Origin of the sequence: Pedobacter paludis (assembly GCF_003173575.1) — a bacterium.
Lineage (GTDB): Bacteria > Bacteroidota > Bacteroidia > Sphingobacteriales > Sphingobacteriaceae > Pedobacter > Pedobacter paludis.
In genome coordinates, this window is record NZ_QGNY01000001.1 from 145309 (window position 1) to 170448 (window position 25140).

General features: G+C 38.4%; 28 protein-coding genes. 18 read left to right on the plus strand and 10 right to left on the minus strand.

All coding sequences use genetic code 11. The features are described from left to right. Window positions 1–105 precede the first annotated feature (105 nt). Window positions 106–1767, plus strand: a complete 1662-nt coding sequence (gene glgP / locus DF947_RS00655) for an alpha-glucan family phosphorylase (RefSeq protein WP_109927768.1) — start codon at window positions 106–108, stop codon at window positions 1765–1767. Window positions 1768–1914: 147 nt separating this feature from the next. Here the strand turns inward: glgP and DF947_RS00660 are convergent, their stop codons facing one another. Both DF947_RS00660 and DF947_RS00665 read right to left on the minus strand, forming a co-directional pair. Further along, a complete protein-coding gene (locus tag DF947_RS00660; RefSeq protein ID WP_109927769.1) occupies window positions 1915–2772 on the minus strand; it encodes a sterol desaturase family protein in 858 nt (285 codons plus the stop codon). A 2-nt stretch (window positions 2773–2774) separates the two neighbouring features. Beyond that, window positions 2775–3212 carry a DUF2141 domain-containing protein gene (locus DF947_RS00665; RefSeq protein ID WP_146202854.1) on the minus strand — a complete coding sequence of 146 codons (438 nt, stop codon included), beginning with the start codon at window positions 3210–3212 and terminating at the stop codon, window positions 2775–2777. Between the two features lie 129 nt (window positions 3213–3341). Here DF947_RS00665 and DF947_RS00670 point away from each other — a divergent pair, with 129 nt between their 5' ends. The 3 genes from DF947_RS00670 (at window position 3342) to DF947_RS00680 (ending at window position 5910) form a co-directional block, all read left to right on the plus strand. Then, the gene (locus DF947_RS00670) at window positions 3342–3911 is read left to right on the plus strand and encodes a TetR/AcrR family transcriptional regulator (RefSeq protein WP_109927771.1); all 570 of its coding nucleotides are present in this window, start codon (window positions 3342–3344) and stop codon (window positions 3909–3911) included. Window positions 3912–4059: 148 nt separating this feature from the next. Next, a complete protein-coding gene (locus tag DF947_RS00675; RefSeq protein WP_109927772.1) occupies window positions 4060–4914 on the plus strand; it encodes an SDR family NAD(P)-dependent oxidoreductase in 855 nt (284 codons plus the stop codon). 72 nt (window positions 4915–4986) lie between these two features. After that, complete coding sequence (locus DF947_RS00680) at window positions 4987–5910, plus strand: helix-turn-helix domain-containing protein (RefSeq protein ID WP_109927773.1); 924 nt, start codon at window positions 4987–4989, stop codon at window positions 5908–5910. 157 nt (window positions 5911–6067) lie between these two features. Here the strand turns inward: DF947_RS00680 and DF947_RS00685 are convergent, their stop codons facing one another. Further along, entirely contained in the window at window positions 6068–6430 is a 363-nt protein-coding gene (locus tag DF947_RS00685; protein WP_146202855.1) for a hypothetical protein, read from the minus strand. 335 nt (window positions 6431–6765) lie between these two features. On the opposite strand from DF947_RS00685, the gene DF947_RS00690 reads away from it, so the two are divergent. From DF947_RS00690 to DF947_RS22565, 3 genes are all read left to right on the plus strand, one after another. After that, window positions 6766–7344 (plus strand): dihydrofolate reductase family protein, encoded by a 579-nt coding sequence (locus tag DF947_RS00690; RefSeq protein WP_109927775.1) that lies wholly within the window; start codon window positions 6766–6768, stop codon window positions 7342–7344. Window positions 7345–7402: 58 nt separating this feature from the next. Then, window positions 7403–8998, plus strand: coding sequence for a GxGYxYP domain-containing protein (locus DF947_RS00695; RefSeq protein WP_109927776.1), 1596 nt, complete (start codon window positions 7403–7405; stop codon window positions 8996–8998). A 95-nt stretch (window positions 8999–9093) separates the two neighbouring features. Further along, window positions 9094–9225, plus strand: a complete 132-nt coding sequence (locus DF947_RS22565; RefSeq protein ID WP_262510059.1) for a hypothetical protein — start codon at window positions 9094–9096, stop codon at window positions 9223–9225. 70 nt (window positions 9226–9295) lie between these two features. Here the strand turns inward: DF947_RS22565 and DF947_RS00700 are convergent, their stop codons facing one another. The 5 genes from DF947_RS00700 to DF947_RS00720 form a co-directional block, all read right to left on the minus strand. Further along, the gene (locus tag DF947_RS00700) at window positions 9296–10843 is read right to left on the minus strand and encodes a cryptochrome/photolyase family protein (RefSeq protein ID WP_109928466.1); all 1548 of its coding nucleotides are present in this window, start codon (window positions 10841–10843) and stop codon (window positions 9296–9298) included. 275 nt (window positions 10844–11118) lie between these two features. Beyond that, a complete protein-coding gene (locus tag DF947_RS00705) occupies window positions 11119–11952 on the minus strand; it encodes a helix-turn-helix domain-containing protein (RefSeq protein WP_109927777.1) in 834 nt (277 codons plus the stop codon). Beyond that, a complete protein-coding gene (locus tag DF947_RS00710) occupies window positions 11953–12924 on the minus strand; it encodes an aldo/keto reductase (protein WP_109927778.1) in 972 nt (323 codons plus the stop codon). It lies immediately after the preceding gene. A 147-nt stretch (window positions 12925–13071) separates the two neighbouring features. Continuing rightward, window positions 13072–13572 carry an SRPBCC family protein gene (locus tag DF947_RS00715; RefSeq protein WP_109927779.1) on the minus strand — a complete coding sequence of 167 codons (501 nt, stop codon included), beginning with the start codon at window positions 13570–13572 and terminating at the stop codon, window positions 13072–13074. Continuing rightward, a complete protein-coding gene (locus DF947_RS00720; RefSeq protein WP_109927780.1) occupies window positions 13569–13889 on the minus strand; it encodes an ArsR/SmtB family transcription factor in 321 nt (106 codons plus the stop codon). Before DF947_RS00720 ends, DF947_RS00715 begins: the two co-directional genes overlap by 4 nt. 254 nt (window positions 13890–14143) lie before the next feature. Here DF947_RS00720 and DF947_RS00725 point away from each other — a divergent pair, with 254 nt between their 5' ends. From DF947_RS00725 to DF947_RS00770, 10 genes are all read left to right on the plus strand, one after another. Next, a complete protein-coding gene (locus tag DF947_RS00725) occupies window positions 14144–14971 on the plus strand; it encodes a PRC-barrel domain-containing protein (protein ID WP_109927781.1) in 828 nt (275 codons plus the stop codon). A 360-nt stretch (window positions 14972–15331) separates the two neighbouring features. Beyond that, complete coding sequence (locus tag DF947_RS00730) at window positions 15332–16009, plus strand: response regulator transcription factor (RefSeq protein WP_109927782.1); 678 nt, start codon at window positions 15332–15334, stop codon at window positions 16007–16009. After that, entirely contained in the window at window positions 16006–17262 is a 1257-nt protein-coding gene (locus tag DF947_RS00735) for a sensor histidine kinase (RefSeq protein ID WP_240615288.1), read from the plus strand. Before DF947_RS00730 ends, DF947_RS00735 begins: the two co-directional genes overlap by 4 nt. A 6-nt stretch (window positions 17263–17268) precedes the next feature. Continuing rightward, on the plus strand, window positions 17269–17961 hold the full coding sequence (locus DF947_RS00740; protein WP_109927783.1) for a cytochrome b/b6 domain-containing protein: 693 nt from the start codon (window positions 17269–17271) through the stop codon (window positions 17959–17961). Window positions 17962–17973: 12 nt separating this feature from the next. Then, a complete protein-coding gene (locus tag DF947_RS00745) occupies window positions 17974–18666 on the plus strand; it encodes a VIT1/CCC1 transporter family protein (RefSeq protein ID WP_109927784.1) in 693 nt (230 codons plus the stop codon). A gap of 302 nt (window positions 18667–18968) precedes the next feature. Further along, window positions 18969–19394 (plus strand): QcrA and Rieske domain-containing protein, encoded by a 426-nt coding sequence (locus DF947_RS00750; RefSeq protein ID WP_109927785.1) that lies wholly within the window; start codon window positions 18969–18971, stop codon window positions 19392–19394. Window positions 19395–19399: 5 nt separating this feature from the next. Continuing rightward, window positions 19400–19828: a thioredoxin family protein gene (locus tag DF947_RS00755; protein ID WP_109927786.1), complete on the plus strand. Its 429-nt coding sequence runs from the start codon at window positions 19400–19402 to the stop codon at window positions 19826–19828. A gap of 47 nt (window positions 19829–19875) precedes the next feature. Further along, window positions 19876–20769 carry an FAD:protein FMN transferase gene (locus tag DF947_RS00760; protein ID WP_240615289.1) on the plus strand — a complete coding sequence of 298 codons (894 nt, stop codon included), beginning with the start codon at window positions 19876–19878 and terminating at the stop codon, window positions 20767–20769. Between the two features lie 2 nt (window positions 20770–20771). Then, on the plus strand, window positions 20772–21002 hold the full coding sequence (locus tag DF947_RS00765) for a DUF4266 domain-containing protein (protein ID WP_109927788.1): 231 nt from the start codon (window positions 20772–20774) through the stop codon (window positions 21000–21002). Between the two features lie 15 nt (window positions 21003–21017). Further along, a complete protein-coding gene (locus DF947_RS00770; protein ID WP_109927789.1) occupies window positions 21018–22229 on the plus strand; it encodes a DUF3570 domain-containing protein in 1212 nt (403 codons plus the stop codon). Window positions 22230–22525: 296 nt separating this feature from the next. Here the strand turns inward: DF947_RS00770 and DF947_RS00775 are convergent, their stop codons facing one another. Together DF947_RS00775 and DF947_RS00780 are read right to left on the minus strand one after the other, a co-directional pair. Further along, window positions 22526–23242 (minus strand): LytR/AlgR family response regulator transcription factor, encoded by a 717-nt coding sequence (locus DF947_RS00775; RefSeq protein WP_109927790.1) that lies wholly within the window; start codon window positions 23240–23242, stop codon window positions 22526–22528. Continuing rightward, window positions 23239–24261: a sensor histidine kinase gene (locus DF947_RS00780; protein ID WP_158526202.1), complete on the minus strand. Its 1023-nt coding sequence runs from the start codon at window positions 24259–24261 to the stop codon at window positions 23239–23241. Before DF947_RS00780 ends, DF947_RS00775 begins: the two co-directional genes overlap by 4 nt. 223 nt (window positions 24262–24484) lie before the next feature. On the opposite strand from DF947_RS00780, the gene DF947_RS00785 reads away from it, so the two are divergent. Continuing rightward, on the plus strand, window positions 24485–25123 hold the full coding sequence (locus DF947_RS00785) for a hypothetical protein (protein ID WP_146202856.1): 639 nt from the start codon (window positions 24485–24487) through the stop codon (window positions 25121–25123). Window positions 25124–25140 lie beyond the last annotated feature (17 nt).

Sequence of the window (25140 nt, forward strand, 5' to 3'; positions counted from 1 at the left end):
AAGGTGGCATATTATAGGTAATAATAGAATTATTCGGTGGCAAACATTGTGTACCTTCAGCTGTTACATATTTGTACAAATCCTTAAATCTTTATTATCGCCTTTATGACAGTTACCGATATTCTTGGGTACACGCCTGATTCAAAATATAATACATCAGTTGCTTATTTTTCAATGGAGTTTGCTATCGATCAATCACTAAAAATTTACAGTGGTGGTTTAGGCTTCCTTTCCGGCTCGCATTTACGCAGTGCTTACGAATTAAAACAAAACCTTATTGGTATTGGAATGCTTTGGAAATATGGTTATTATGACCAAGTCCGAGACCGCGACAATAATATGGTTGCAGATTTTATTGAAAAGGATTATTCTTTTCTGGAAGATACCGGAATTGTTTTTTCGGTTCCCGTACACAGCACCACGGTTAAAGTTAAGGCCTATTTGTTAAGGCCAGAAACCTTTGGTTCTGCACCATTATTTTTGTTGAGTACCGATTTGCCTGAAAATGATGAGGTAAGCAAAAGTATTACACATCGTTTATACGATCCGAATGAAGCGACAAGAATTGCACAATCTATTATTTTAGGAATTGGTGGTGGTTTACTTCTGGAGCAATTAAACATTACCCCAGATATTTATCATATGAACGAGGGACATGCTGTTCCGCTTAATTTTTATCTGTATTCGAAGTTTAAAAACCTCGATGAAATTAAGAAAAGGATGGTATTTACCACACATACGCCTGAAGTTGCTGGAAATGAGGAACATGATTTTGCCCTTTTAAAAGAGATGTCTTTTTTCTACCATCTGCAGGATCATGAAGTGAAATATATACTTGGCCTAGAAGGCGATAAATTTAATTATACATTGGCTGCGCTTAAGTTTTCTGGCAAAGCCAACGGTGTGTCTAAACTTCATGGCGAAGTTGCAAGAGAAATGTGGGGCGGTTATGATGGCATTTGTGAAATTACATCCATTACCAATGCCCAAAATAAGCAGTATTGGCAGGATGAAAGCTTCGCAAAAAAAATGGGCGAAAACGATCAGCAAGGAGCGGGAAAGCGCAAGAAGGAAATGAAATCCTTGCTGTTCAAAGAAGTTGCCAACCAAACCGGAAAGTTGTTTGATGAAAATGTTTTAACCCTAGTTTGGGCAAGACGCTTTGCAGCATATAAAAGGGCAGATCTTTTAATGCACAATTGGAACCGCTTTCTTGATTTACTTGAACAAACAAAGTATCCTGTTCAAATTATCTGGGCTGGAAAACCTTATCCTGAAGATACTGGCGCAAATAGAATTTTCAATGAAATTATCAATAAAACAAAAACCTTTAAAAACTGTGCAGTTTTAATAGGCTACGAATTAGGCTTATCTGAATTGTTGAAAAAAGGTTCGGATGTTTGGCTAAACAATCCTAAAATGTATCGAGAGGCTTCGGGAACCAGTGGGATGACAGCTGTGATGAATGGCGCCATCAATCTTTCTATACCAGATGGCTGGATTCCTGAATTTGCTACGGATGGCGAAAACTGTTTCATAATTGAACCCGCATCGGATGATCTTTCAGAAACTGATCGCGATGCTAAAGAAAATGCCCATTTAATGGATGTTTTGGAGCAAAAGGTTTTGCCTACTTATTATAGCAACCCATCAAAATGGTATCACATGATTCAGAAAGGTATTGAAGATGTAATTCCCGAATTCGAATCTACAAGAATGGCTAAGGAATATTATGAAAAAATGTACGACAAAACGGATAAAAGTTAAAGCTGTTTCTTAATTGAACTATAAGCATAATTTCTTCTTTATATTAAACTTGCTTATGAAAAAACCTTCAAATTTTAAAATTTGAAGGTTTTTTTATTTATAGTAATCTTAATACAATTTTAAGATATGGTTTTCACTTGAATTATTCTACTTCCTAAAAGGTAAGGTTATTACATCGAATAATTTTTCTGAGTTTGGATATTCCCCTTCATTAACTACCCCTAATTTTTCAGGAACTATATTTGGTTTGTAGTAAAAGGTATTAAAAACAATATCCCAGATGGCTAATGTATTCCCAAAATTTTTGGCTTCATTAATATTGGCACTGTGATGAAAACGATGTGTTTCCGTGCCAATAAAAATATAATTTAAAAAACCGGCCTTTATGTTCACGTTAAAATGTGATATCAAACTCTGCAAATCGATAAGTAAAGTTGCGATCAATGCGGCTTCTGGTGGAATGCCCATCAGTATTAATGGAAGCTGGATTATAGATGTAGTTAAGAAAGCATTTATTGGATTGAATACAGCATGCATAACTACATATACTTTATCTGGCAAGTGGTGCGCAACGTGTACTTTCCATAAAAAAATGCCAATACGTCCCTTTCCTGTATGGCTTAATCGATGATACCAATATTGAAAGAATTCAAACACCAATAAAAATAAAATAACACTTAACCATATTGGTAATTTGGTGAAATAGCCAACGTGTGTTTCACTATAATAAATGGCCAAAATACCGAAACCAGCCTTGGTAAGTGCAATTATTGGGGCGTCGACCATAATAAATTTTAAATCCCTCCAAAAACTTTTGCGGGTCATCTGCCATTCTTTTTTCAGTGGATAGATACGCTCAGCCGTTATCAAGGTAAAGACAAGAAATATTGTGGTTATGCCGTAAACCATTTTGTAATCGGAATTGAAATTAATCGCTAAAAATGCAATTGCCAATACAGCAAAAAGTAAAAATGGATATAGAGCGTAAGTAATTATCTTTTTCATTTTTAATTTTTATTCTTTTTATAAGTAATATTAATTTGTTGAACTTGTGATGAAGCTGAATAGGTAAATGCTAGTTTTTTAAATGAAGGCATACCTGTAAAAAAACCGAGTTGCCAATTATTGCTATAACCGAGTTGTTCTGATGGAAGACCTAAAAAGTGATCTATTTTTCCATTGTTATTTTCATCATGCAGGAGCAAGGCAGCATATTGCCCATATGCTAAATCTGAAAATTGAAACTGGGCTTTTCCGTCTTTTATTGGTGAAAACAAAGTCTTGAAAGGAGATTTTGGAATTTCATTGCCCTTTTCAAACAGCATAATAATCGCCTTACCATTGCTATTGTTGTATCCAGTGGTGTTGATGTTAAGAGTTCCTTGGGGATGTTGCCCAAAAACTGTTGTTGATGATATTAAAAGAAAAAAGATAAGTAATTTCATAATGGACTTTTGTTTATTTTTGAACACTGTGTATTGTTATGCAAACCTAAGCGGTTGTATGGTTGGGTACAAGTAACATAAACCCGCAAGTGCCCAATAGTGGACATTTGATCTAAAAAGTTCAGTATTATGAAATCTGTAAAGGAAAAAGTTGTAGATAGGAGAATAAAGAAAACCAAGAAAAGCTTAACAGAAGCTTTAATCAGTTTAATATTAGAGCAAGGGTATGAAAAGGTAACCGTGCAAAATATTATAGACCGAGCAAATGTAGGCCGATCAACCTTTTATATACATTATGAAGGAAAAGAGCAGCTTTTACTTGATGGGCATAATAACTTGAATGTGAAAATGTTTTCCGATGATTTTGATGATGATCAACTGAACAATGATATCTCTTTTGTTAATCTATTTGAACATATTTTAGAAAATGAAAGACTTGCAAAAGCGATGCTTGGAAAGCAGGGCGGTAATATGATGACAGTTTTTTTTAGGAATAGCATAGCGCTTAAGATTAAGAAGCATTTTAAATTTCGTTTCGGGAGCAGTAAGATAGAGCAAAAACTTCTTACTTATTTATCTGACGCCACAGGAGCAGCAATTGTAAGTCTGCTGGTATCTTGGCTTGAAGATGATATGCCGTTCACAGCAAATGAGATGTCTATAAAGTGCAAAATGCTGGTAACGGCAATCTTCGCTTAAAGGTATTTTTAGAATTCCCATTTTCTATTAATTGTTGATTTACAAACGTTATACTCATTATGCTCAATTTGGCTACATCTATCCTCATTTGGACTACATTTGGTTGGTAACCGTTCTCGACATTTGTTGTGTTAAATAAAAAATAATTATGACACAGCAAAATAATCAATCCGATACCAACAAAGTTTGGTTTATTACTGGCAGTTCGCGAGGGTTTGGAAGAGTTTGGACGGAAGCGGCACTTAAGCGTGGGGATAAAGTAGTGGCAACAGCACGCCAATTATCAAGCATTGCAGATTTCAAAGAAAAGTATGGCGAAAACGTGCTTACATTAGAATTGGATGTAACCAATGCAGAGCAAGTAAAATCTGTTGTAGCACAGGCGCATGCACATTTTGGAAAACTGGATATTGTGCTCAATAATGCAGGCTATTCTTTAGTCGGTACCATCGAAGAATCGAGTGCAAGCGATATTAAGGCCATGTACGATACCAATATTTTCGGCCCCATTTCTGTAATTCAAGCAGCCTTGCCCTTGTTGCGCAAGCAGGGTTATGGTCATATTCTGGGTACTTCAAGTAATCTTGGCCATGTTACCTTACCCGTTATCGGTTACTATTGTTCATCTAAATGGGCATTCGAGGCCATTCATGAAAGTTTAGCGCTAGAAGTTAAAGCCTTTGGAATTAAGGTAACCATTATAGAACCCGGTGCTTATGCAACTGAATTTGGAAGTCCAGAATCTTTAAAGTTTGCCTCTGGATTAGATGTTTATCAAGATTTTAAAACCCAATTTTTTGGCACTTTAGGAGAACTGGAAAGGGGCGATCCAAATGCAACACCCGATGCCATTTTTAAAATAGTAGATTCAGAAAACCCACCGTTGCGGATTAATTTAGGAAGCCATAATTTGCCTTGGGTAAGAAGTGCTTATGCAGAAAGATTGGCCAGTTGGGAAGAATGGGATGCTGTTTCTTTAACAGCTCAAGGCAATACAAAGTAATTACTTGGTCAAAAATTAATTATAACTGGCAATGCTTTCCCTTGCCAGTTATAATTGCATTAAATTTATTTTATGAAAAAGGAAGAAAATATTCACCGGAGAACGGATTCTTTATCTGATATGCATCGTGCTTTTGGTTTACCTGCTCCGGCTCATCCTTTAATAAGCATTATTGATGGCGCTACCAATCGCATTATCTTGTCTCAGTTGCCAAGTTCTCATGTGCTCAATTTTTATAAAATCTCCTATAAACCCAGTATTGGCGGAAAATTAAAATACGGTCAGAATTATTACGATTTTGATGAAGGCGGTTTATTGTTTGCGGCGCCTGGTCAAATTATAGGTGGCCACGGCAATAACGAGGGCGAAATCTGTTCGGAATTTACCTTATTAATCCATCCTGATTTTTTGTGGAATTATCCTCTGGCAAAAAAGATTAAGCAATATGGTTTCTTTTCCTATTCGGCAAATGAAGCCTTGCATCTATCCGACAAAGAAAAGGCGACCATGATTTCTATTTTTAAAATTATTCAAGAAGAACTAAACAGTAGAATAGATGATTTTAGTCAGGATGTAATCATTTCTCAAATTGAATTGCTGTTAAATTATGCCAACCGATTTTATAAGAGACAGTTTATTACTCGGAAAGCTGTAAACAACACTTTACTCGAAAGATTGGAAACCATTTTGGACGAATATTTTTTGAGCGATAAATCCGTAAGTCAAGGCATACCAACGGTACAATACCTTTCTGATAAACTGAATATTTCTCCAAGCTATCTAAGCGATGTATTGCGTTCGTTAATTGGGCAAAATACACAATACCTTATTCACCAGAAAATAATAGAGAAGGCAAAAGAAAAACTTTCAGCAACTAATTTATCAGTGAGCGAAGTTGCTTATGAGCTTGGATTTGGGCACCCGCAATCGTTTAACAAATTGTTTAAAGCTAAAACTAATATTTCGCCATTGGAATTTAGGAGATTGTTTAATTAATTCAATTTTAGATGTTGGATTAAGAAACTGAATTAATGGATTGATAAGTAGGCATCCGGTAGGATTGGTTTTGCCAAGGATACAGAAATTTTTGACGTTTTTCTAAAGCTCAGCGCTGATTGAACATTTTTTTTATATTCACTCTATTGCACGGAATTTATTCAGCTATAAGCTTCAAATTACCAGATGGCACATCTAAAAATTCTTGATAACTGGCCGGATTGGCTGGTTTTTCATTTTCCTTTGTGTGTTCGGCCACCCTTACAGATACAGTTCCATTATCGAGCATTTTCCCTTTAACCCGATCACCTACGGCAAAAGATTTGTTAATAATCCCCACGACACCTCCAACCGTAATCACCGCACTGTATGGTTTTGTAAATTCATATGTATATTCTTTGTTGCTAGCTTTCTTGCAGGTCATCAACGGAATAAGATCACCATAAGGCTCAGAATTTTCGTTGTTTTCATAAGTTATGTCAATTTTGCTATACAAATCCGTTGTCGATATGAATCTCAATTATACATGAGTTAAAATGCTTATTTCAATTGATAACTTTAATGGTAAAGTAGGCCATATTTTTTATTATCAATTAGGTCATAGTTTTCCATCTCTTAACTTAATTACTAAGATAATCAGGGTTTAACGAGGAAGCAAATTATGTTTATGTTAAGAAATTGGTTTTTATGCCGGTGTGATAAAAAGCCAATAATAAAATTTAATCTTCATATAGCTTATTGTTGTTGTTTTATAATGCTTTATCTAAATTTAAACCTTACCTGTCCGTGCGTAGATCATGAGTGGTAAAAAAGTAGAATAATTTTTCAAAATCAAGAACAATAAAATAGAATCATATGAGGAAAATAATTTCGTTTATGCATATATCGCTTGACGGTTTTGTTGCTGGACCGAATGGAGAAATGGACTGGATAAAAGTTGATGAAGAAATCTTTGATTATGTTGGTAAGCGAATCGGCGAAACCAATACGGCATTGTATGGCCGGGTAACTTATCAAATGATGGAGGGTTACTGGCCAACAGCCGGAGACGAACCGACAGCGAGCAAGCACGATATCGAACATTCAAAGTGGTATAAGGAAGCTTTCAAGATTGTTTTATCAAAAACGATGGAGGAAGCGGATTTGACCAATACAAAAGTAATCAGCGAAAATCTTTCTGATCGTATAAATGAAATTAAACAATCTGATGCAGAAGATGAAATACTGCTTTTTGGTAGCCCCACTGCAACCCATTCGCTTATCCAGCAAAACTTGATTGATGGTTACTGGCTTTTTGTTAATCCGGTAGTTTTAGGGCAGGGGATTCCGTTGTTTACAGATATAAAAGATAAAATAAAGCTAAGACTATTGCCCATTACTCGCCAATTTAACTGCGGCGTAACTGAATTGAATTATTTAGTTGATAGGGGGTAGTATTTTATTCATTTATCAGATTAGGTGAATTGATTGCCGATAATTCTATATTTAGCAAATGAAATGGACTGGGCCACTTAGAATTACTGTAGGATGCTTTCTTCTGTTACAATTGCTTGTTACTAGCTCCATAGCACAGGTAAAATGGCCTAAAGGTCAGTTGCTTCCATCTTTTTCATCTCCTGCAAAAGTGCAGGATTTGATTACACTTCGACAAAATTCTCCATACTCTTCAGCAGAAATGTATTTGTTTGCTTCGTTAAAGGGAATTGTAAATAAGACTAAACCGCGGATTTTCTCTTATGAGGGTGATTCGTTTGGCGAAGGATCGCATACCTGGCTGCAATCTTTGGGTTTAAAATGGTTAGAACCTACGGATAAATGGGATTTGATTATCAAATACAGGAATGAAATCTCAGGCTTAATCGTTTATGATCCCGCTCAAACGCATACCATTAATCTGGCCACTGTACTTGCCAAAAGTAAGGGCGCATTAATTGCCTCGCCTTTGTTATTGGCTAAATTAACGGCTCCGCCATATAATCTGCCAGTTTTGCTAGATCTGCAAGGGAAGTTTCACAGTAAGTTGGAAGTCTATCAAACACTTTATGATACGTATTGGCCTCAGCTAGATCATCGCTTGCTGATTGGATTAAATCCCAATGCACATAAAGCTGCGCTCCGCGAATATGCTGTGGCATTGGGTGCAGCGGTAATTTGGCTCGATCCAAAAATTGCTGATGAAAGTGAATTGCTGAACAAATTTCTATCTTCTATGGCACCGGGTTCAAGTTTTATGGGCTGGTGGCCACAAGAAGGGCCGGGAGTAGAGCGGGCCTCGAAATATGGCATTGCAACGATAGCAAGCGATTGGTGCTCCAACTTAACGGTTCACAGCGGTACATCAAGAAATATAAAAAAGAAAGCCATTCCCCCAAAACCGGCATTAGAAAATAAGATCTATGTTGCATTTATACTGAGTGATGGAGATAATTTGCAATTTACCGAACATTTAATGCGCAAACTTTGGAATAATCCAGATCGGGGTGCAGTGCCCATGGGATGGACGGTGTCGCCAGCAATGTTAGATGCCATGCCGGGTGCGCTAAACTACTATTATAAAACCGCTACCAAAAATGATAATCTAATATCTGGACCTTCTGGCGTTGGTTATACTTATCCAAATGCCTGGCCTAACGAAAATTTACTCAAACAGTATGTTTCTAAAACCGAAGACTATAACAATCGTGCAGGTTTACGGGTAATCACGGTATGGAATACCATTACCGGTGGCATTAATAAAAATGTTGGGGAAATCTACGCTACAGAAGCAAAATCTTTGCTTGGCCTTACTGCACAAAATACCGGCGGTGGGCTTACCATTTACAATAACAGCTTACCGGGAATGGCGCTTTCCTGTAATTATTGTACAAATGAACAGGCGATGAAAAACCACATCAGCGCTGCGTCTAATGGCTGGAATAAAACCTCTCCACGCTTCATTATTATACAAGCTCAACCTTGGACGAATATTTCGCCAACCAGTTTTAAAAATGTAGCCAACTCACTGAATGCCGATTATGTAATTGTTCGCCCAGATCATCTTTTTCAGCTCATTCGAGAAGAAAGGGGTATGGAAATTGATCCGAAATAGAAACCGAAATATTCGAAGCCAATGCGGGAGATACTGCTTTTATTCCACGCAATACACCTCATAGCTTTGCCAATCCGGTAGAAAATAACCCAGGCTTGTTAATTTCAATCCATCAGCCGGGCGACAAACAGATGGAAGCTGATTTTGAAACCATCGCATCCGGAAATTTTCCCAAATCGTGGGAAAATGATCCGACTATTGTTGGGCCACCAATTAAACTGGATTGATTTTGGCAATGATCTGATAGAAATTTTTCGAGCACCGTAACTAACAAGCACGCTATTATAGAGGCTTTGATTACAACTGATTCAGATTTTCGAGGCAATCATTCGCCCGCAGTAAAACTGAAGCTTTTAACTCCGGCTCCATTTTATCCCAAATTCGGTAAACCATAGAAAGTCTAGGGTTGTGTTGAAGTTTTGCTCTGTGGCGATCATGAAAATTCCAATATAGACTGTTAAAAGGACAAGAATTTTCACCTATTTTTTCGTTACGATCATATCTGCAGCCTTCGCAATAATTGCTCATTTTATGAATGTAATTGGCCGAGGCGGTATAGGGTTTTGTGCCAACAATTCCTCCATCGGCATACTGACTCATTCCCCTGGTATTGGTGATTTCGACCCATTGAATGGCATCGATATAAATGCCGAGATACCAAAAATCTACATCATCCGGATCTATTCCGGCAAGCAGTGCGAAATTTCCGGTAATCATGAGGCGTTGGATGTGATGAGCATAGGCCAAATTCAAGGATTGTGAAATGGCATGTTTAAGGCAATTCATTTTTGTATGGCCCGTCCAATACCAATCCGGAAGTTTGGTTTTATGGTCAAAGTAGTTAAGCTTCTCAAATTCGGGCATCTGCATCCAATAAACGCCCCGCATATATTCACGCCAGCCTAATATCTGTCTGATAAAGCCCTCTACCTGATTAATGGCTACTGATTTTTTGTTGTTTTCCCAATAATTCAACGCGGTGTTAATTACCTCCGATGGCGAAATCAATTTTGTGTTCATACAAAATGAAAGCCTAGAATGGTAGAGCGACCATTCATCTGTATGCATCGCATCCTGAAAAGTGCCGAATAGTTGCAAACAGTTTTCACAAAAATACTGCAAAAGCTGGATCGACTGATTTCTGTTTATGGGCCACTGAAAGTATTCGGGCTTTATATTTCCAATGGTTTTAATGTTATTTGCTACTATGCGGCCATGCTGTTTGCTCACATTATTATCAAATAGGAGTGGTGGATTTGGTTTATGGTTTTTTGGAAGCTTCTTTCGGTTTTCTGCATCAAAATTCCATTTTTCTCCTTCAGGATCCTGATCATGGTTAATCAGAATCTGGTGTTTTACCCGCATAGCCCGATAAAAACTTTCCATGATTAACTCCTTTTTACCAGAGAAAAATTGCGTCAACTCATCTCTATCGGTATAAAAATGTTCGCTATCAAAACACTTTGAAGCAATTTTGAGTTGGGCGCAAAGATTGCGGAGTTCTTGATCTACTCTATATTCATCAGGTAATTGGTATTGAAATTCCTCAATATTATACTTTTCAATACATTCGAGTACGTTTCCAGAAATACTTTGTTTGTTGTTTGGATGATCTAAGTTTAAGTAAAGTGTCTCAAATCCGCGGTTGGATAAGGTGTTTTCGAAACTTTCCATTGCAGCAAAGAATGCACAGATTTTTTGAATGTGGTGCCAAACATAATCGGTTTCTGTCTTTACCTCCATCATTAAATAAAGCGCAGTTGGATCAGGTTCTACAAACCAACTGTGCTGTAGGTTAAGCTGGTCGCCAAGAATTAGTTTTAAGGTTTTATATTTTCTTTTCATGGCAATTTCCGTTGCAACTAATCTTGAATAAAAATTTGCAAGATTGTTTCCAATTCCTGCACACGGAAATGGGTTCAGTATGAAGAACAAATATTTATGAATTCGGTTTATCCTAAAATGACTTTACGGCCTTTTTTTACGAATGAGGTTTTGTTGGAAGAATAGAAGGATTTTTAACAGGAGATGTTTTTTCGTTAGTTGCGACAGCGGTCTGTTTTTTGATTTTTTTTACCACCGAGGTGCTTAAATCGTGTTTTCAATTCCAATGCTTACCTTTAGGAAGCGTGTGTTGCCTGAAGATCAGTGAGTGCTCTAGGAGCTATACCGAACTTTTTCTTAAATGCATTCGAAAAGTGGGATAGACTTTCGAAACCTAAATCCAAATAAATGGATGAGGGTTTTTGTTTCTTCATTTCGATGAGGTGCTTTGCCTCGTTCAATCGTTTATTTAAGAGCCAACGGCGTGGCGGACAATCAAAAAGCTTTTGAAAATCTCTTTTAAAGCCCGCCAAGCTGCGGCCGGTAAGCTGTGCGAACTTTTCTATTGGTATATTAAAATGAAAATTGTTGAGCATAAATCTTTCCAAGTCGATTTTGTGGGGCTCTGAAAAGTCGAATAAGAAGTTTAGCAGTCCTGGCATTGCGAGGAGCAGTAATTTTACACCTTCTTTTACCTTAAGGATTCCCATTTCGTCTGTCATGGCCGTTCCAGAACTTCGGGCATACGGCACAACAGACTGAAAATAACCCTGCAGGAATTCATTCACTGGAATTAACAGATTAGGTGGACCCATATATTTTTGATCGGCTTTTAGCCTTTCTTCCAATACAATTTTGCGCAACAGATCTTCCTGCAGGGAAATTACAATCGTTTCATAATTGCCACCAGGTAGCGGTGTTTTGGTAAGTGTACCCAATTGGTTTCTGCCGATTAGCAACATTTCTCCTCCCGTCATGGAAATGGTTTGACCAACGGTTTCCAAAGTTAGCCGGCCCGAAACCTGAAGGATTAAGGTATGGTGGTTCCATAAACAGACCTTTTCTTTTCGTTCTGTAGATAAGTATGAATAGAAGATTACGCCGGGAAGTATTTCTGCTGGACTAATCATTTAGCGTTGTAAGTATGTACCGCCTAGTATGGCACCTATTGCAAAAGTAGTGTTTAAAGTATTTATTTCTTCTGCGGTAAATACAATATTCATAGCCTCTATATTTTCTGGCAATCGTGATCGTCTGCTCATGCTCACCAATGGCATAATGTGATCACCTTGCTCATTTACCCAAGCAATGGCCAGCTGTGTTGGGGTACAGTTTTTATCTTTTGCCAATTGTTTCAATACTTCTACTTTTTCGAGGTTATGGATAAGGTTTTCTCCCTGAAAGCGAGAGAAATGGTTGCGATAATCATTTTCTGCCAGTGGGGCTTTCAGTTCGCCTGTTAATAAACCTTCGGCTGTATTGGCAAAGGCTATAATTCCAAGGCCTAATTCTTTTGCTGTTGGCAACAGCTCGCTTTCAATTTGACGATCGGCCAAAGAATAACCGATTTCCAACGCACTTATTGGATGAATGCTATTGGCCCTACGAAGTTGATCGGCTGTAATTTCCGATACCCCAATGTAACGCACTTTGCCTTCCTGAATCAGATCGGAAACCGTTCCGATAATGTCTTCCACTGGCACACTATCATCCATTCGACTAGGTTGATATAAGTCGATGGTTTCAATGCCCAGGCGAGTAAGGGAATAGTTAATGAAATTCTTGATTGCGATTGGACGGAGATCTAATCCGAGCCATTGGCCATTATGGAAAATGGCGCCGAACTTTACACTGATGAAGGCATCATTTCTCCTATCTTTAATCGCTTTGCCAATTAACATTTCATTGTGACCGGCACCGTAAAAGTCGCCAGTGTTCAGGAAATTAATGCCATTATCCAAAGCTTCGTGGATGGTTGCAATACTTTCCGTTTCGTTTGGGGTAGGGCCGCCCCAAATTGATGACATGCGCATACAGCCTAAACCAAGCTTGGATACCAAAGGACCGTTTTGGCCCAACTGAATTTTTGTTATGTTTTTCATAATCCAAAGATCAACGATCCAAATCTGAAAAAGTTTCTCCTATAGCTCAAATATCTTGTCTGTATGGCTCACTTTAATATAAAAAAAGGTGACCATCTAAGAATAGTCACCTCTTTACTTAAACCTATATATTGGGTTTAGAGAGAATTATTTTTTGCTTAAAGTTTCCAATAATTCCTCCAAGTAATTTAATGTCATGGTAAATCCGCCTTGGAAACCCATTTCAATCATTTTTTCCATGCGTTCAAGAGATTCGTTTTTAATTATGATACTCACTTTTGTTACGCCATCTTGTTCGCTGAAGTTTAAGTCCCAATTAGAACCTGGCAAGTCGGGATGACCATCCTTGTCTGCAAAAGCATTTAAATATTTAAAATTTGTTTTCGGGCTAACGGAAGTAAATTCCTGAACCGACCAATGTTCATCTCCTTCAGGACTTACCATTGCATAAAATCTACGTCCGCCCGGTTCGAAATTCATTTCTTTTGTTCTTGAGCCCCAAGGTTTAGGTGCCCACCACTGATCCAAAATTTCTTGTTTGGTAAAAGCATCCCAAACTAACGAAAGGTCGGCTGCAAATTCTCTGTCTACAAATACCGTTTTTGAAGCTTTGTCAACGGTAAAATCAAATAGCAAATTGTTTTTCATTTTTTCTGTTTTTTAAGTGTTGATAATACTTGGTCTAGTTGATTAAATCGGCTTTCCCAAATCTTCCGATATTGGTCTAACCACTTATCTATTTCTTTCATTTTTTCAATTTCAAGAGCGTAGTAAATTTCTCTGCCCCGATATTCTTGCTTAACAAGCTCGCACTCGGTTAGGATGCGTAAATGTTTTGATACCGCCTGTCGTGTCGAATTGAAGTTCTCGGCAATGGCATTAGGTGTCATTGCTTGTAAGGCAATTAAGGCGATAATTCCTCGTCGGGTTGGATCTGCAATAGCTTGAAATATGTCTCGCCTCATTTATTTAAAATTTTAATAAGAAACTAATTGGTTGCAAATATATATGCAACTTTTCGGTTTCGCAATTTTTTTTTTAATTTTTTTTCATTTATGACTGAAGAAAGCTAAAGGGTATAACATTACTAAAGAAAATGCCCTTTTGCATGTTCTGAAAGGGTAAACGTATTTTCGTTGTTTTAAAAACAATGAAAACCATTTCATTTGCTTCGTGTTTGAAAAGAGGGTGATATCATGGTGCCCTTAAAATTACAAATATGAATACAGGAAATATAGCCTACATAAATCTCGAAGAATTATCGCGAGCAGATTACAAAATTATTGATGGAGAGGCCGATATTACAGGATGGCCAGTAATAGATGAAAGCGGAAGCAACATTGGAAAAGTTAGAGATCTATTATTTGATCCAGAACAAAATGCAATTCGGTATATTATCGTCGATCTTGATGAAGTTATAGCACCAGAAGAAAAAGCTGTGCTTTTGCCTATTGGTTTTGCCAATCTTGGAGCCGATAAAAAGGAGGTTGTGATTCCTGTTTTGCATGAAAGCCAGTATGTTGCTTTGCCTCAGTACATTATCGGTGAAATTACTAGGGAAACGGAAATGAAAATCAGGTCGGCTATAGGAAGTCCTGCCGCATTGCGGATAGAAGAAGAAATTGCGGAGATGGATCCATCCGAATTTTACAATCACCATCATTTTGATCGTGGTAGATTGGGATTTACCCCCTCAGATTCTCCATCTGTTGACCAAAGTGAAGCGTTGACGCCCAATAATCGCGAGGAAGAGCGCAATACCATTCATGAACTTATTAATCATTCAGCGAATCATGAAAATGCTCATCAGGTGGATCATCAATTTGAACCATTTGAAATCAACACAGGCGATGACACATTTACTATAGAGCCACAGGAAAATGGTACGTATAGGATTCTTTCTGGAGAAGAAAAAATTGGTGTTGTGTATGCAGAGCCAGGTGAAAGGGGTGTACAGTGGAGAACGATGGATCAATTAGATGATCGATTTGTGGAGGTGATAGGTGAAAATATCAAACTTCATCACTCATCCATCTCGAATTTATAATCTAAGGTTATTTAGTTAGATTATAAACATCATCCAGCATTTGTCGTCATTAGGCAATACTATTAAGCTTAAAATCAATTTAAAAAAGAAGCCTCACAATATTGTGGGGCTTTTGTGATTTCGTAAGGGTTTTATCACAATAGCATCTCTGCCAATGAAAAAGTTTTCAGTCATGCTTCCCGAACATTCACCTGAGAGAAAGAAGAATGTACTGTATAAATTCGGCAAAGCATGTGAAGACGGCAAGGAGAAATATTAAAAGACTTCTAAGTCAATGACTCTGAAGATAAATATATCTCTTTTTAATTTTTATGATCAACTTCAAAATGTCTTCAGTATCTTATACCATATTTGTTTCCCATGAAGATCCTAATCATTGAAGATGAACTCGGGTTGCAACGCAGTATAGCGCAGTACCTATTATCTCAGGGAAACTTATGCAGTCAGGCCTCTACTTATACCGAGGCACTTGAGCGGCTGGCAGTTTATGAGTATGACTGTATTTTGCTCGATCTTACCCTTCCCGATGGTGAGGGGCTTCAGATATTGAACTATCTCCAAAAGATGAACAGGACCGAAGGTGTAATTATAATTTCTGCAAAAAATTCAATCCACCAAAAAATTGAGGGCCTTAGCCTCGGAGCGGACGATTACCTGGTCAAGCCCTTTCATCTATCAGAGCTGAATGCCAGAATACTAGCAGTTGTTAGGCGGAAAAGTGCTCACGGCGAAAGGCATATTGAATTTAATGAGATCAGGATAGATCTTGATGCCAAAGAGGTACATGTGAATGGTAAGGCGGTATATCTGACGAAGAAAGAATTTGATCTTCTGCTTTATTTTGTTTCCAACAAGGGTAAGGTGATTTCTAAATCTGCTGCCGTGGAGCACATCTGGGGTGATGATTCGGATATGGCCGACAGTTTTGATTTTATTTATACCCACATCAAGAACATCAGGAAAAAACTCACCGATGTTGGGAGTAAGGATTACTTTCAGTCGGTATATGGTATTGGATATAAATTCACGGAAGCATGAAGTTATTTACCAGATATAACAGGATACTGATGATCATCAGTCTTTTTGGACTGCTGCTAATCGGAATTCTTTTTTACCGGATGCTGATCTATTATCTAGACCAGCAGATTGACCATGACCTGGTGGAAGAGGTTATGGAGGTAAAGGAGTATTCAGCAGAAGGCAATTTTTATCAACCACATGAATTTGAGGACCTTATTGTTCAATATAAAAAGATACAAAAAGTCAATCCTTCCAGTAGCTATGCCGATACTGTTTTCTACAATCCAGTTAAGCATAGGAAAGAAACTGCAAGATACCTTAAAACAGAATTCAATCTGGTTGGGCAACCTTACCAGATTTTGGTCATCGCTTCGAAATTTGAACGGCAGGAGCAGATTAGAGACATCTGCCTGATTATCCTGATTCCGGTTACCCTTCTTTTTGCTTTGGTGCTTCTGATAAACAGGGTTTTGCTTAGAAAAATCTGGAGCCCTTTTGAACAACTCTTAAAAAACATTACAGCATTTAATATCAATCATGAACGTCCGTACGAACCTGTAGAGATGCCGGTTGCTGAATTCAGGCAATTAAACAAGGTACTGGTTGAGCTGTCGGGAAAAGTGAAATCTGATTATAATGAGATCAAGCTTTTCACTGAAAATGCTTCTCATGAAATGATGACGCCTCTCGCTGTAATCAACTCAAAGCTTGATAATATGCTTCAATCTCATGTTCTGAATAAGGAAGATGGCGAAACCCTGATGGAATTATATAAAGCGACTTCTCGTTTGACAAAGCTTAATCAATCTCTATTGCTTTTGGTCAAAATTGATAACAATTTATTGCAGGACGAGGAAAGGGTTAATTTAAAATCGCTTATAGAGGAAAAGCAAATTTATTTTCAGGAGCTCATTACAGAGCGCAATATTACCGTAGAAACTGTATTGGCTGATGTAACCATTTCTGCAAGCCGAAGCCTACTTGAGATATTGATCAATAATCTTTTTAGTAATGTGATCAGGCATAATTACGATGGGGGTAAAATTAAGATCATTCTGGATGAAGAAAAAATAGTATTTGCAAATACGGGGCACAATAAAGCGCTTGACCCTGGAAAAATATTTGACCGATTTTATAAAGATAATGTCTCTGAAGGAACAGGTTTGGGCCTTGCCATACTCAAGCAGATCTGCAACCGGCAACATTATCAGCTTGATTATTCCTACCATCAAGACCTGCATACCTTTACCGTAAAATTTAACCATCAATAGAATCAAATGGCCATTATTGAACCTACCAATCAAGAAATCGGAGCAAATAGAAAAGGGAAAAAATATGCATCTTCCACGCGTTTATGGCACTGGGTAAATCTCGTCTTAATTACGGGATCACTGCTCACTGTACTGATCAACTCCACGCTCTTTGACCGCTCCCAGCGCAGCTTTGTAAAAGGTGAACTTATGAGTGCCGGGGCATCTGTAAGTGATAATCAGGCCCAAGCGGTTACACATGGACTAGAAGATCAGGTTTGGGGCAAACACATATATTTTGGCTATGGTTTAGTCGCACTTTTTCTTTTCAGGATAATTGCTGAATTTTTTTTACCTCAACCACAAAGACTCTTTCCCAAGATTAAAAGAGCCATTCAGGCTTATTTTTTCTTAAAAAAAGAGCGGGAGGTAGCAAAACACGAATTGGTGGTAAAGGGACTTTATCTTATTTTTTACCTCCTCCTTTTAATTATGGTGGTTACCGGGTTGCTGCTCGCTTTTGATGATTATACTGGAATACCGAAAGATATTAACCACAGCATAAAAGAATTCCATGGGTTTTGCATGTATCTAATACTAGGTTTTATTGTTCTGCATGTTGCAGGAGTTTTCCTGGCCGAGAGAAAGGATGATAAGGGAATTGTTTCTGATATGATCAATGGTGGAGAAACCAATATAAAGGATGATTTTTTAACATAAGCATGCGAATATATGAGCAAGTTGCATAAAGAAGAGCACCTGAAGAGTTCGGCATTTATTTCGGATATTGTTATTGGTATGAGCGACGGGCTAACCGTTCCATTTGCACTTGCCGCAGGTCTAAGTGCCGCAGTAAGCAGCAATTCGATTATCATTACCGCTGGCATTGCCGAGATCATTGCTGGCTGCATTGCTATGGGGCTGGGTGGTTACCTGGCAGGAAAAACTGAACAAGAGCACTATGAGAGCGAACTCAAAAGAGAATATATCGAAGTAGAAAATGTTCCTGAAAGGGAAAAAGAGGAGGTAAAGGAGATTTTTGCCGGATACGGGCTAGACAATAAAGCACAGGAACTTATTGTTGATCAGTTGAGTAAGAATAAAGACCACTGGGTAGATTTTATGATGAAGTTTGAGCTGGGCCTGGAGAAACCGGATATCAATAGAGCACGAAACAGTGCACTTACTATAGGTTTGTCTTATTGCGTTGGCGGTATGCTTCCCTTATCAGCCTATTTTTTTTCTTCAAAACCGCAGGATGGCCTGATTTTTTCTGCAGTACTGACCACAATCTGTCTTTTTGTATTTGGCTATTTTAAAAGCTTGTTAACCGGTCAGCCGCCTGTAAAGGGCGCTATAAAGGTTACAGCCATAGGTTTGATTGCGGCCGGTGCAGCATTTCTCATTGCCAGATTGATTACTTAGCAAGTCATTATTTCTGCATTTTCATATAACCAATTTCTTTTTTAACAAAATTTTAACAGATTTTAATTTAAAACTTCAGAATGTCTTCAGACTTCATCTATAGTTTTGTTACAAGCAATCGGTTTTTTTACCCCTATAGTAGGATGAAAAGATGGCTAAAGTATACGGAATCCTAAAGTCTTTTTATAGATAGAATTTTACACAGATTTTATTCAGCATTTCTCCATCGATACTAAAAGGGTATTCGTCGGGACCTTGCCAGAATATTTCATTGCATTGCTCATTTTAACTATAAAAAGAATATGGATAGAAAAGATTTTCTTAACAGTATGGGGATGAGTGCAGCGGCCTTTGCCCTGATCAACTGTATAGGTTGCAAAAAGAATAGTGAAAGTAGCTCGTCTGATACCACTGGTCCTACTGGTGTAAATTTTACGCTTGATTTAAGCCTAGCAGCCAATGCCACATTGCTAAGCAATGGTGGATCATTGGTTTCGAATGGGGTTATTATTGCAAAAACGAACGCTGGGGCTTACATTGCCGTACAACGATCATGCACACACGAAAGCTATACGCTCACTTACCAATCGGCAAACAGCCGTTTCTACTGCCCCAACCATGGAGCAACCTTTTCTGAAAACGGAGCAGTAACCAATGGTCCAGCTTCACGCTCCTTAACTGTTTATAATACCCAGCTTACTGGTACTACTTTAAAAGTTTATTCTTAAATAATATGAAACTACTTTTTGTTGCCCTATTGGGGCTATTTATTGTTCCCGCGTTGTGGATGGGAAACTTTACAGAGGCACAAAAACAGGCCAAAGCAACACACAAACAGATCCTAATTAATTTTTCAGGCTCAGATTGGTGTGGTCCATGTATTCGCCTGCGCAAAGAAATTTTGGAATCGGAAAGCTTTGAACAATATGCAGCTGCAAATTTATTACTGGTCAGGGCAGATTTTCCAAGACAGAAGAAAAACCAGCTTACGAAGGAGCAAATTAAGCTTAACGAATCGTTAGCAGAGGTATATAACAAAGATGGCAAGTTTCCTTATACGGTCTTGGTTGATGAAAATGGAAAGGTATTAAAAAGCTGGGATGGATTTCCTGATGAAAGTCCGCAGGCTTTCGTTTCCGAAATTGACAAACTAAAAAAATAAGGCTCAGAATGGAGAAACCTGTTTCTGTAAACCGAATACTAAAACTCATGGGAAACCGCTTTGAGTTTACCGTGATCGCTAAGAACGAGCAGGAGGGAAATGTTGCTATAGATGCAGCGATAGAAGAAGTACAAAGGATAGAATATCTGTTGACCACTTTTAGCGATCTAAGTCAGACGAGTCTCATCAATGAAAATGCTGGTTTGCAACCGGTAAAAGTAGATGGAGAAGTGATTGGGCTTATTGAACGGTCTTTCAGGATATCAGAAATTACCGACGGTGCTTTTGATATCACCTATGGGTCGATAGATAAACGGCTTTGGAATTTCGATCCGAATATGACGAGCTTACCTGATGAAGCAACCGCCCTGAAATCTGTTGGGCTCATCGATTACCGAAATGTAATCCTGAACAAGGAGAAATCGACCGTGTTTTTAAAAAATAAAGGCATGCGTATCGGTTTTGGCGGGATTGGGAAAGGCTACGCAGCCGATCAGGCGAAGTTGGTACTGCAAAAAATGGGTATTAAAAGCGGGATTGTGAACGCAGCCGGAGATCTGATTACTTGGGGAACCCAAGCCAATGGGCATCCTTGGACGGTAGGTATCGCAGACCCCGAACAGACAGACAGGCCATTTTCTACACTAAAGATTAGCGATATGGCAATTGCCACTTCGGGCAGTTATGAAAAATTTGTAACGATTAATGGGAAACGCTATTCCCATACCATCGATCCCAAAACGGGGCTTCCGGTAAGCGGTGTAAAAAGTGTGAGTATCATCTGCCCAAGTGCTGAGCTTGCTGATGCGCTGGCTACACCCGTTGTAGTGATGGGTGTAAAAATAGGGCTGGAGTTGATTAACCAGATTAAACAAGTGGCCTGTATTGTTATCGACGATAATGATCGGGTATTTACCTCAAACAATATTAATGTGATATAAATATGAAAATTTCAAGAACATTTTTCCTTTCGATGGTTACTGCAATTTTACTGAGCAGTATGCTGAGTGCTTGTAGTAGCGTAAAGCCTTATCAAAAAAGTAAGCTTAACGATGCCGATATGATCCTTTCGGCCCGAAAGGCCCAGAAATTTGAGCAGAGTTTTCAGCTGTACCGCGAAGGGGCTTCGGGTGCCAATGGTGGCAAGAGCGGGGGTGGCTGTGGCTGTAATTAGTTTAAGGATCGCAAAATGAAAAAAATATATCTTCACGTGCTTTTCATGTACTTCGGTATTTTAAGCACTTACGCACAGACCAAACCTGAACCGGTAAAAGTAGATAGCAGTAAGTACCAATCTCGAAAACTTAAAATTGATGAGATCAACCTTGTTTCAGCTTATTATCATCAAAATGGCAATAATTCTGCCGTTACGGGTGGTATTGGTACCGAGAAATTAAGCGATTTTGCAAATACAATTGATTTGCAAATGTCGAAATTTAATAAGAATGGAAAGAAAAACACCTTCCTGTTCGAACTGGGCGTTGATCATTATACTTCGGCATCATCAGATAAAATAGATCCGAGCACCATCTCTTCAGCATCTTCGGCCGATACCCGTATTTACCCTTCGTTAAACTGGACGCACTCCAATGAAGAAACAGGGAATTCCTTTGGTTTTACTGGATCTTATTCAACAGAATTCGATTACCAATCATTGGGAGCAGCATTCAATTTGACCCGTTTATCAAAAGATAAAAATACCCAGTTCGATTTCAAACTTCAGGCATTCTTGGATCAGTGGACAGTAATTCTGCCAATAGAACTTCGAACGGGCAATACAGGAAGGGGCGGAGAACAGTACGATACCGCACCACGAAATTCATTCAGTGCTTCCTTCTCATTGGCTCAGGTAATTAACCAGAAATTTCAGGTCTCGTTGATTTTAGAGCCGTCTTATCAAAAAGGTTTATTGGCCACAAAATATCAGCGTGATTATTTTACCGATGGATCTCTTCGCTCAGAGACGCTACCGGATAAGCGTTACAAACTTCCTATAGGGTTGCGCATGAATTACTTTTTGGGTGATCGTTTTGTAATCCGAACATTTTACCGTTATTATATGGATAACTGGGGCATTAGGGCGCATACCGCAGAGCTTGAGATACCCGTTAAGATTAATTCATTTTTCTCTATAAGCCCATTCTATCGATATAATAACCAGGTTGGAACGAAATACTTTGCACCCTATAGCCAGCATTCGCCATCTGAACAATATTTTACCAGTGATTATGATCTTTCTACACTGACAAGCGATTTTTATGGTGCAGGTATTCGATTTGCGCCACCAAAAGGCGTTTTCGGCTGGCAGAGACTCAACATGCTTGAACTTCGGTATGGACACTATTCACGGTCTACAAGTTTGGTTTCCAATATCGTTTCCCTAAACCTTAAGTTTAAATAAATTGCCTTAAATAGCCTTCATTTGTTAAACTGAAGGCTATTTTCATTAAAATGATTTTTAACATCGTTATTCTTGACATATCCCTGCCCAAGAGAAAGTTTTCGCTCGCTTAACTAAATTTAACCAACTCAAGATGGAAATTCGAATTCCTTGCAAAAAAAAAGCCCTAAACTTTCGTTTAAGGCTTTCTGTGATCCTATGGTACAGAATTCAAACCATTTTATGGAAGATTTAAAACTTTTACAGAATCTTACGATCCTTTAACTGCTAAAGCAAAAGCGTAGACCGCTAATTAATTAGAGCAATTTCTGGTTAATAATCTTTGATAATTGATCTCTATATCCGGCACTTGCGGGCAATTTTGCCTTATCGATTAGAACGTGGTTGTCTACAATTTTTTGGATATGGTTAATGTTTACGATATAGGAGTTATGTATGCGTATGAAATTGGCTGGTAGTTGTGTTTCGAGTTGCTTCATGCGCTTGAATATTAACGATTGCCCCTCCTTGGCCACGATATTTACGTATTCTTTATTGGCTTCAAAGTACAGGATGGAATCGTAATTGACCTTTATAACTTGTTTGCCCGACTTAACAAAAATACAGTCGGACAAAATATCATTTTCCTTGAAGTCTATAGGCTGTTTTAGCATAGAAAAGTAGTCCTGGGCTTTAGAGGCTGCCTGGGCAAATCGCTTGAAGGTAATGGGTTTTAGCAAATAATCCAGGCCGTTAAATTCATATCCCTCTAGCGCATAAGAAGAATATGCCGTTGTAAAAATGATTGGCTGGTTTTTGGGCAGTACGGTGGCCAGCTCCATCCCGGACATTTGGGGCATTTCAATATCCATAAATATCAGGTCGGCTTGCTCTGTCTGAAAATATTCTGTTACCTCAAAAGCATCAAAGCATTTCTGCTTTAACCGCAAAAATGGTATCTTGTTAATGTGGTCTTCCAATAGATTAACCGCATTGGGCTCATCGTCAACAATAAGACAGGTTATTATATTCACAAGGGTATATTTAAATGAACGCTGAAATAATCATCTTTTTCTGTAATCGTTAGGTCGAAACTGTTTCCATATAACAGTTGCAGCCTGTTCCGCAGGTTTTGCAGGCCACTACCGGCCTGTTTTTCCAGCTTTGCTGAAACAATACGGTTACACACTTCTACAGCTATAGAATCGGCACATCGTTGTATATGTAAAACAAGCAGGTTGTCTGTCCTGCGCTTATCAATGCCATGCTTAAATACATTTTCCACAAAAGGCATTATCAGCATAGGGGAAACCTTTACCAGACTTACATCTCCCTTAACCTGAAAGTCCAATTTCAGCGGGTGTCGTATCCGCATTTTTTCCAGATCTATATAGTCACTGATAAAATTAATTTCGGTAGCCAGCAGTACTTCTTTTTTTGGCGCCTCATCTACAAAATAGCGCATAATGTTTGACAGTTTTTCCAATAATGCGGCTGTTTCCGGTGATTCCTTTTGTGCTACATAATAAATATTATTAAGGGTGTTAAACAGAAAATGTGGTTGTACCTGAGCTTTCAGCAGGTTCAGTTCCATTTCAGTTGTATGTTGCTTTAAAAGCTCTTGCTCTCTGCGCACGGTAAAATAATCAATCGCAAAGCGAAATATAAAGCTGAAAAAAATCCTTATGATATTGGAAACACCGGTTCCAATGTATAATTGAAGGCGGGAGCTGTCATCAATATCTTTTGGGAAAAAGACAGACTGCATAAATGTCCTGAACTCGACTTTCGCTATGGTGATCACAATTAGAAGGAGTGCTACCAGTTGCCAATAAAACAGTTTCTTTCCCGGCTTATAAAACCTGGGGAACAGCCAATAGGCATTGCCATAAATAATAAGCACCGTGGAAAGCATATTGGCCACTGTAAATATAGACGACCATAGAATGTCTTCTTCCTGCAAGTAGGAACAAAACATAAGCAGGGTGATGATCATCCACCCAATCCATTGAAGCTGGTTGAGCGATATTTGCCACTTAAAAAACTTTACCATGATTTCAAATATACCAAGAGTAGTGCTGAACATCAACCAATTTCAATGAATGATGGTGTTTTTTCAATGGATGTGTTTGTTGAAAATAAAAGACGAAGTATTGAAATTATGCTGCCAGGCATAGAATCTGTTTCCCGGGCCATTTTGAAAAGCAGATTTTTGAGATATACATTTTTCATAACGTGCCCAGCCAAACGGTATGGCGCTTAAATTTTTATCTTTTATGAAACGATCGAACATTGTATTTTATGTTGGAATCCTTACTGTGATAATGTTTACTTCCTGTTCAAAGAAAAACAATCCGGATGATATTCAGCCCAAAGGCTATGAAGGTATATCCCCAAAAATACAGGGACTCATTTCTGCAGAGTTGCTGGATAAGTTTAGCGGTCTTGGTTTAAAAATAAACCGTGGCGGTACACCGCCGAATATTGAAGGTATATTTATTGATAATCCTCAAACCCTCCAGGTACCGTTTAATGCTAATGACCCATATCCCGTGGGAAAAGTAGATAAGGATTATAAATTCAAATTCTATGACCAGATTGATGATGATGTAAAAATGAGCTATAAGGATGCGGTCAGTGTAGACAAAGGTGATGGCATCGGCTCTCTTATTTCAGGTAGCGGTAATCTGTTCACGCTATACGGCAAAACTTCCGGTACCGAATCGGGCATTTCTTACACGGCCGTAATCATTGTCTCGGGAGAAATAACGCCGCAGGGAATTAAAGATTTCCAGTTTGCTGCCATATTGGTTGATAAAACCGGCGACGCAACCAACACGATATTGCAGCCCAAAGGTACAGGCCGTATCTGGAAAGATGGGAATGCCCTGGCCTCCGCAACCACCATTTTTTAATTTATAAAAACATAAAA

Coding starts and splice junctions, on each gene's coding strand:
- glgP (WP_109927768.1), top strand. CDS start 106: ATGACAGTTACCGATATTCTTGGGTACACGCCTGATTCAAAATATAAT.
- DF947_RS00660 (WP_109927769.1), bottom strand. CDS start 2,772: ATGAAAAAGATAATTACTTACGCTCTATATCCATTTTTACTTTTTGCT.
- DF947_RS00665 (WP_146202854.1), bottom strand. CDS start 3,212: ATGAAATTACTTATCTTTTTTCTTTTAATATCATCAACAACAGTTTTT.
- DF947_RS00670 (WP_109927771.1), top strand. CDS start 3,342: ATGAAATCTGTAAAGGAAAAAGTTGTAGATAGGAGAATAAAGAAAACC.
- DF947_RS00675 (WP_109927772.1), top strand. CDS start 4,060: ATGACACAGCAAAATAATCAATCCGATACCAACAAAGTTTGGTTTATT.
- DF947_RS00680 (WP_109927773.1), top strand. CDS start 4,987: ATGAAAAAGGAAGAAAATATTCACCGGAGAACGGATTCTTTATCTGAT.
- DF947_RS00690 (WP_109927775.1), top strand. CDS start 6,766: ATGAGGAAAATAATTTCGTTTATGCATATATCGCTTGACGGTTTTGTT.
- DF947_RS00695 (WP_109927776.1), top strand. CDS start 7,403: ATGAAATGGACTGGGCCACTTAGAATTACTGTAGGATGCTTTCTTCTG.
- DF947_RS00700 (WP_109928466.1), bottom strand. CDS start 10,843: ATGAAAAGAAAATATAAAACCTTAAAACTAATTCTTGGCGACCAGCTT.
- DF947_RS00705 (WP_109927777.1), bottom strand. CDS start 11,952: ATGATTAGTCCAGCAGAAATACTTCCCGGCGTAATCTTCTATTCATAC.
- DF947_RS00710 (WP_109927778.1), bottom strand. CDS start 12,924: ATGAAAAACATAACAAAAATTCAGTTGGGCCAAAACGGTCCTTTGGTA.
- DF947_RS00715 (WP_109927779.1), bottom strand. CDS start 13,572: ATGAAAAACAATTTGCTATTTGATTTTACCGTTGACAAAGCTTCAAAA.
- DF947_RS00720 (WP_109927780.1), bottom strand. CDS start 13,889: ATGAGGCGAGACATATTTCAAGCTATTGCAGATCCAACCCGACGAGGA.
- DF947_RS00725 (WP_109927781.1), top strand. CDS start 14,144: ATGAATACAGGAAATATAGCCTACATAAATCTCGAAGAATTATCGCGA.
- DF947_RS00730 (WP_109927782.1), top strand. CDS start 15,332: ATGAAGATCCTAATCATTGAAGATGAACTCGGGTTGCAACGCAGTATA.
- DF947_RS00735 (WP_240615288.1), top strand. CDS start 16,006: ATGAAGTTATTTACCAGATATAACAGGATACTGATGATCATCAGTCTT.
- DF947_RS00740 (WP_109927783.1), top strand. CDS start 17,269: ATGGCCATTATTGAACCTACCAATCAAGAAATCGGAGCAAATAGAAAA.
- DF947_RS00745 (WP_109927784.1), top strand. CDS start 17,974: ATGAGCAAGTTGCATAAAGAAGAGCACCTGAAGAGTTCGGCATTTATT.
- DF947_RS00750 (WP_109927785.1), top strand. CDS start 18,969: ATGGATAGAAAAGATTTTCTTAACAGTATGGGGATGAGTGCAGCGGCC.
- DF947_RS00755 (WP_109927786.1), top strand. CDS start 19,400: ATGAAACTACTTTTTGTTGCCCTATTGGGGCTATTTATTGTTCCCGCG.
- DF947_RS00760 (WP_240615289.1), top strand. CDS start 19,876: ATGGGAAACCGCTTTGAGTTTACCGTGATCGCTAAGAACGAGCAGGAG.
- DF947_RS00765 (WP_109927788.1), top strand. CDS start 20,772: ATGAAAATTTCAAGAACATTTTTCCTTTCGATGGTTACTGCAATTTTA.
- DF947_RS00770 (WP_109927789.1), top strand. CDS start 21,018: ATGAAAAAAATATATCTTCACGTGCTTTTCATGTACTTCGGTATTTTA.
- DF947_RS00780 (WP_158526202.1), bottom strand. CDS start 24,261: ATGGTAAAGTTTTTTAAGTGGCAAATATCGCTCAACCAGCTTCAATGG.
- DF947_RS00785 (WP_146202856.1), top strand. CDS start 24,485: ATGAAACGATCGAACATTGTATTTTATGTTGGAATCCTTACTGTGATA.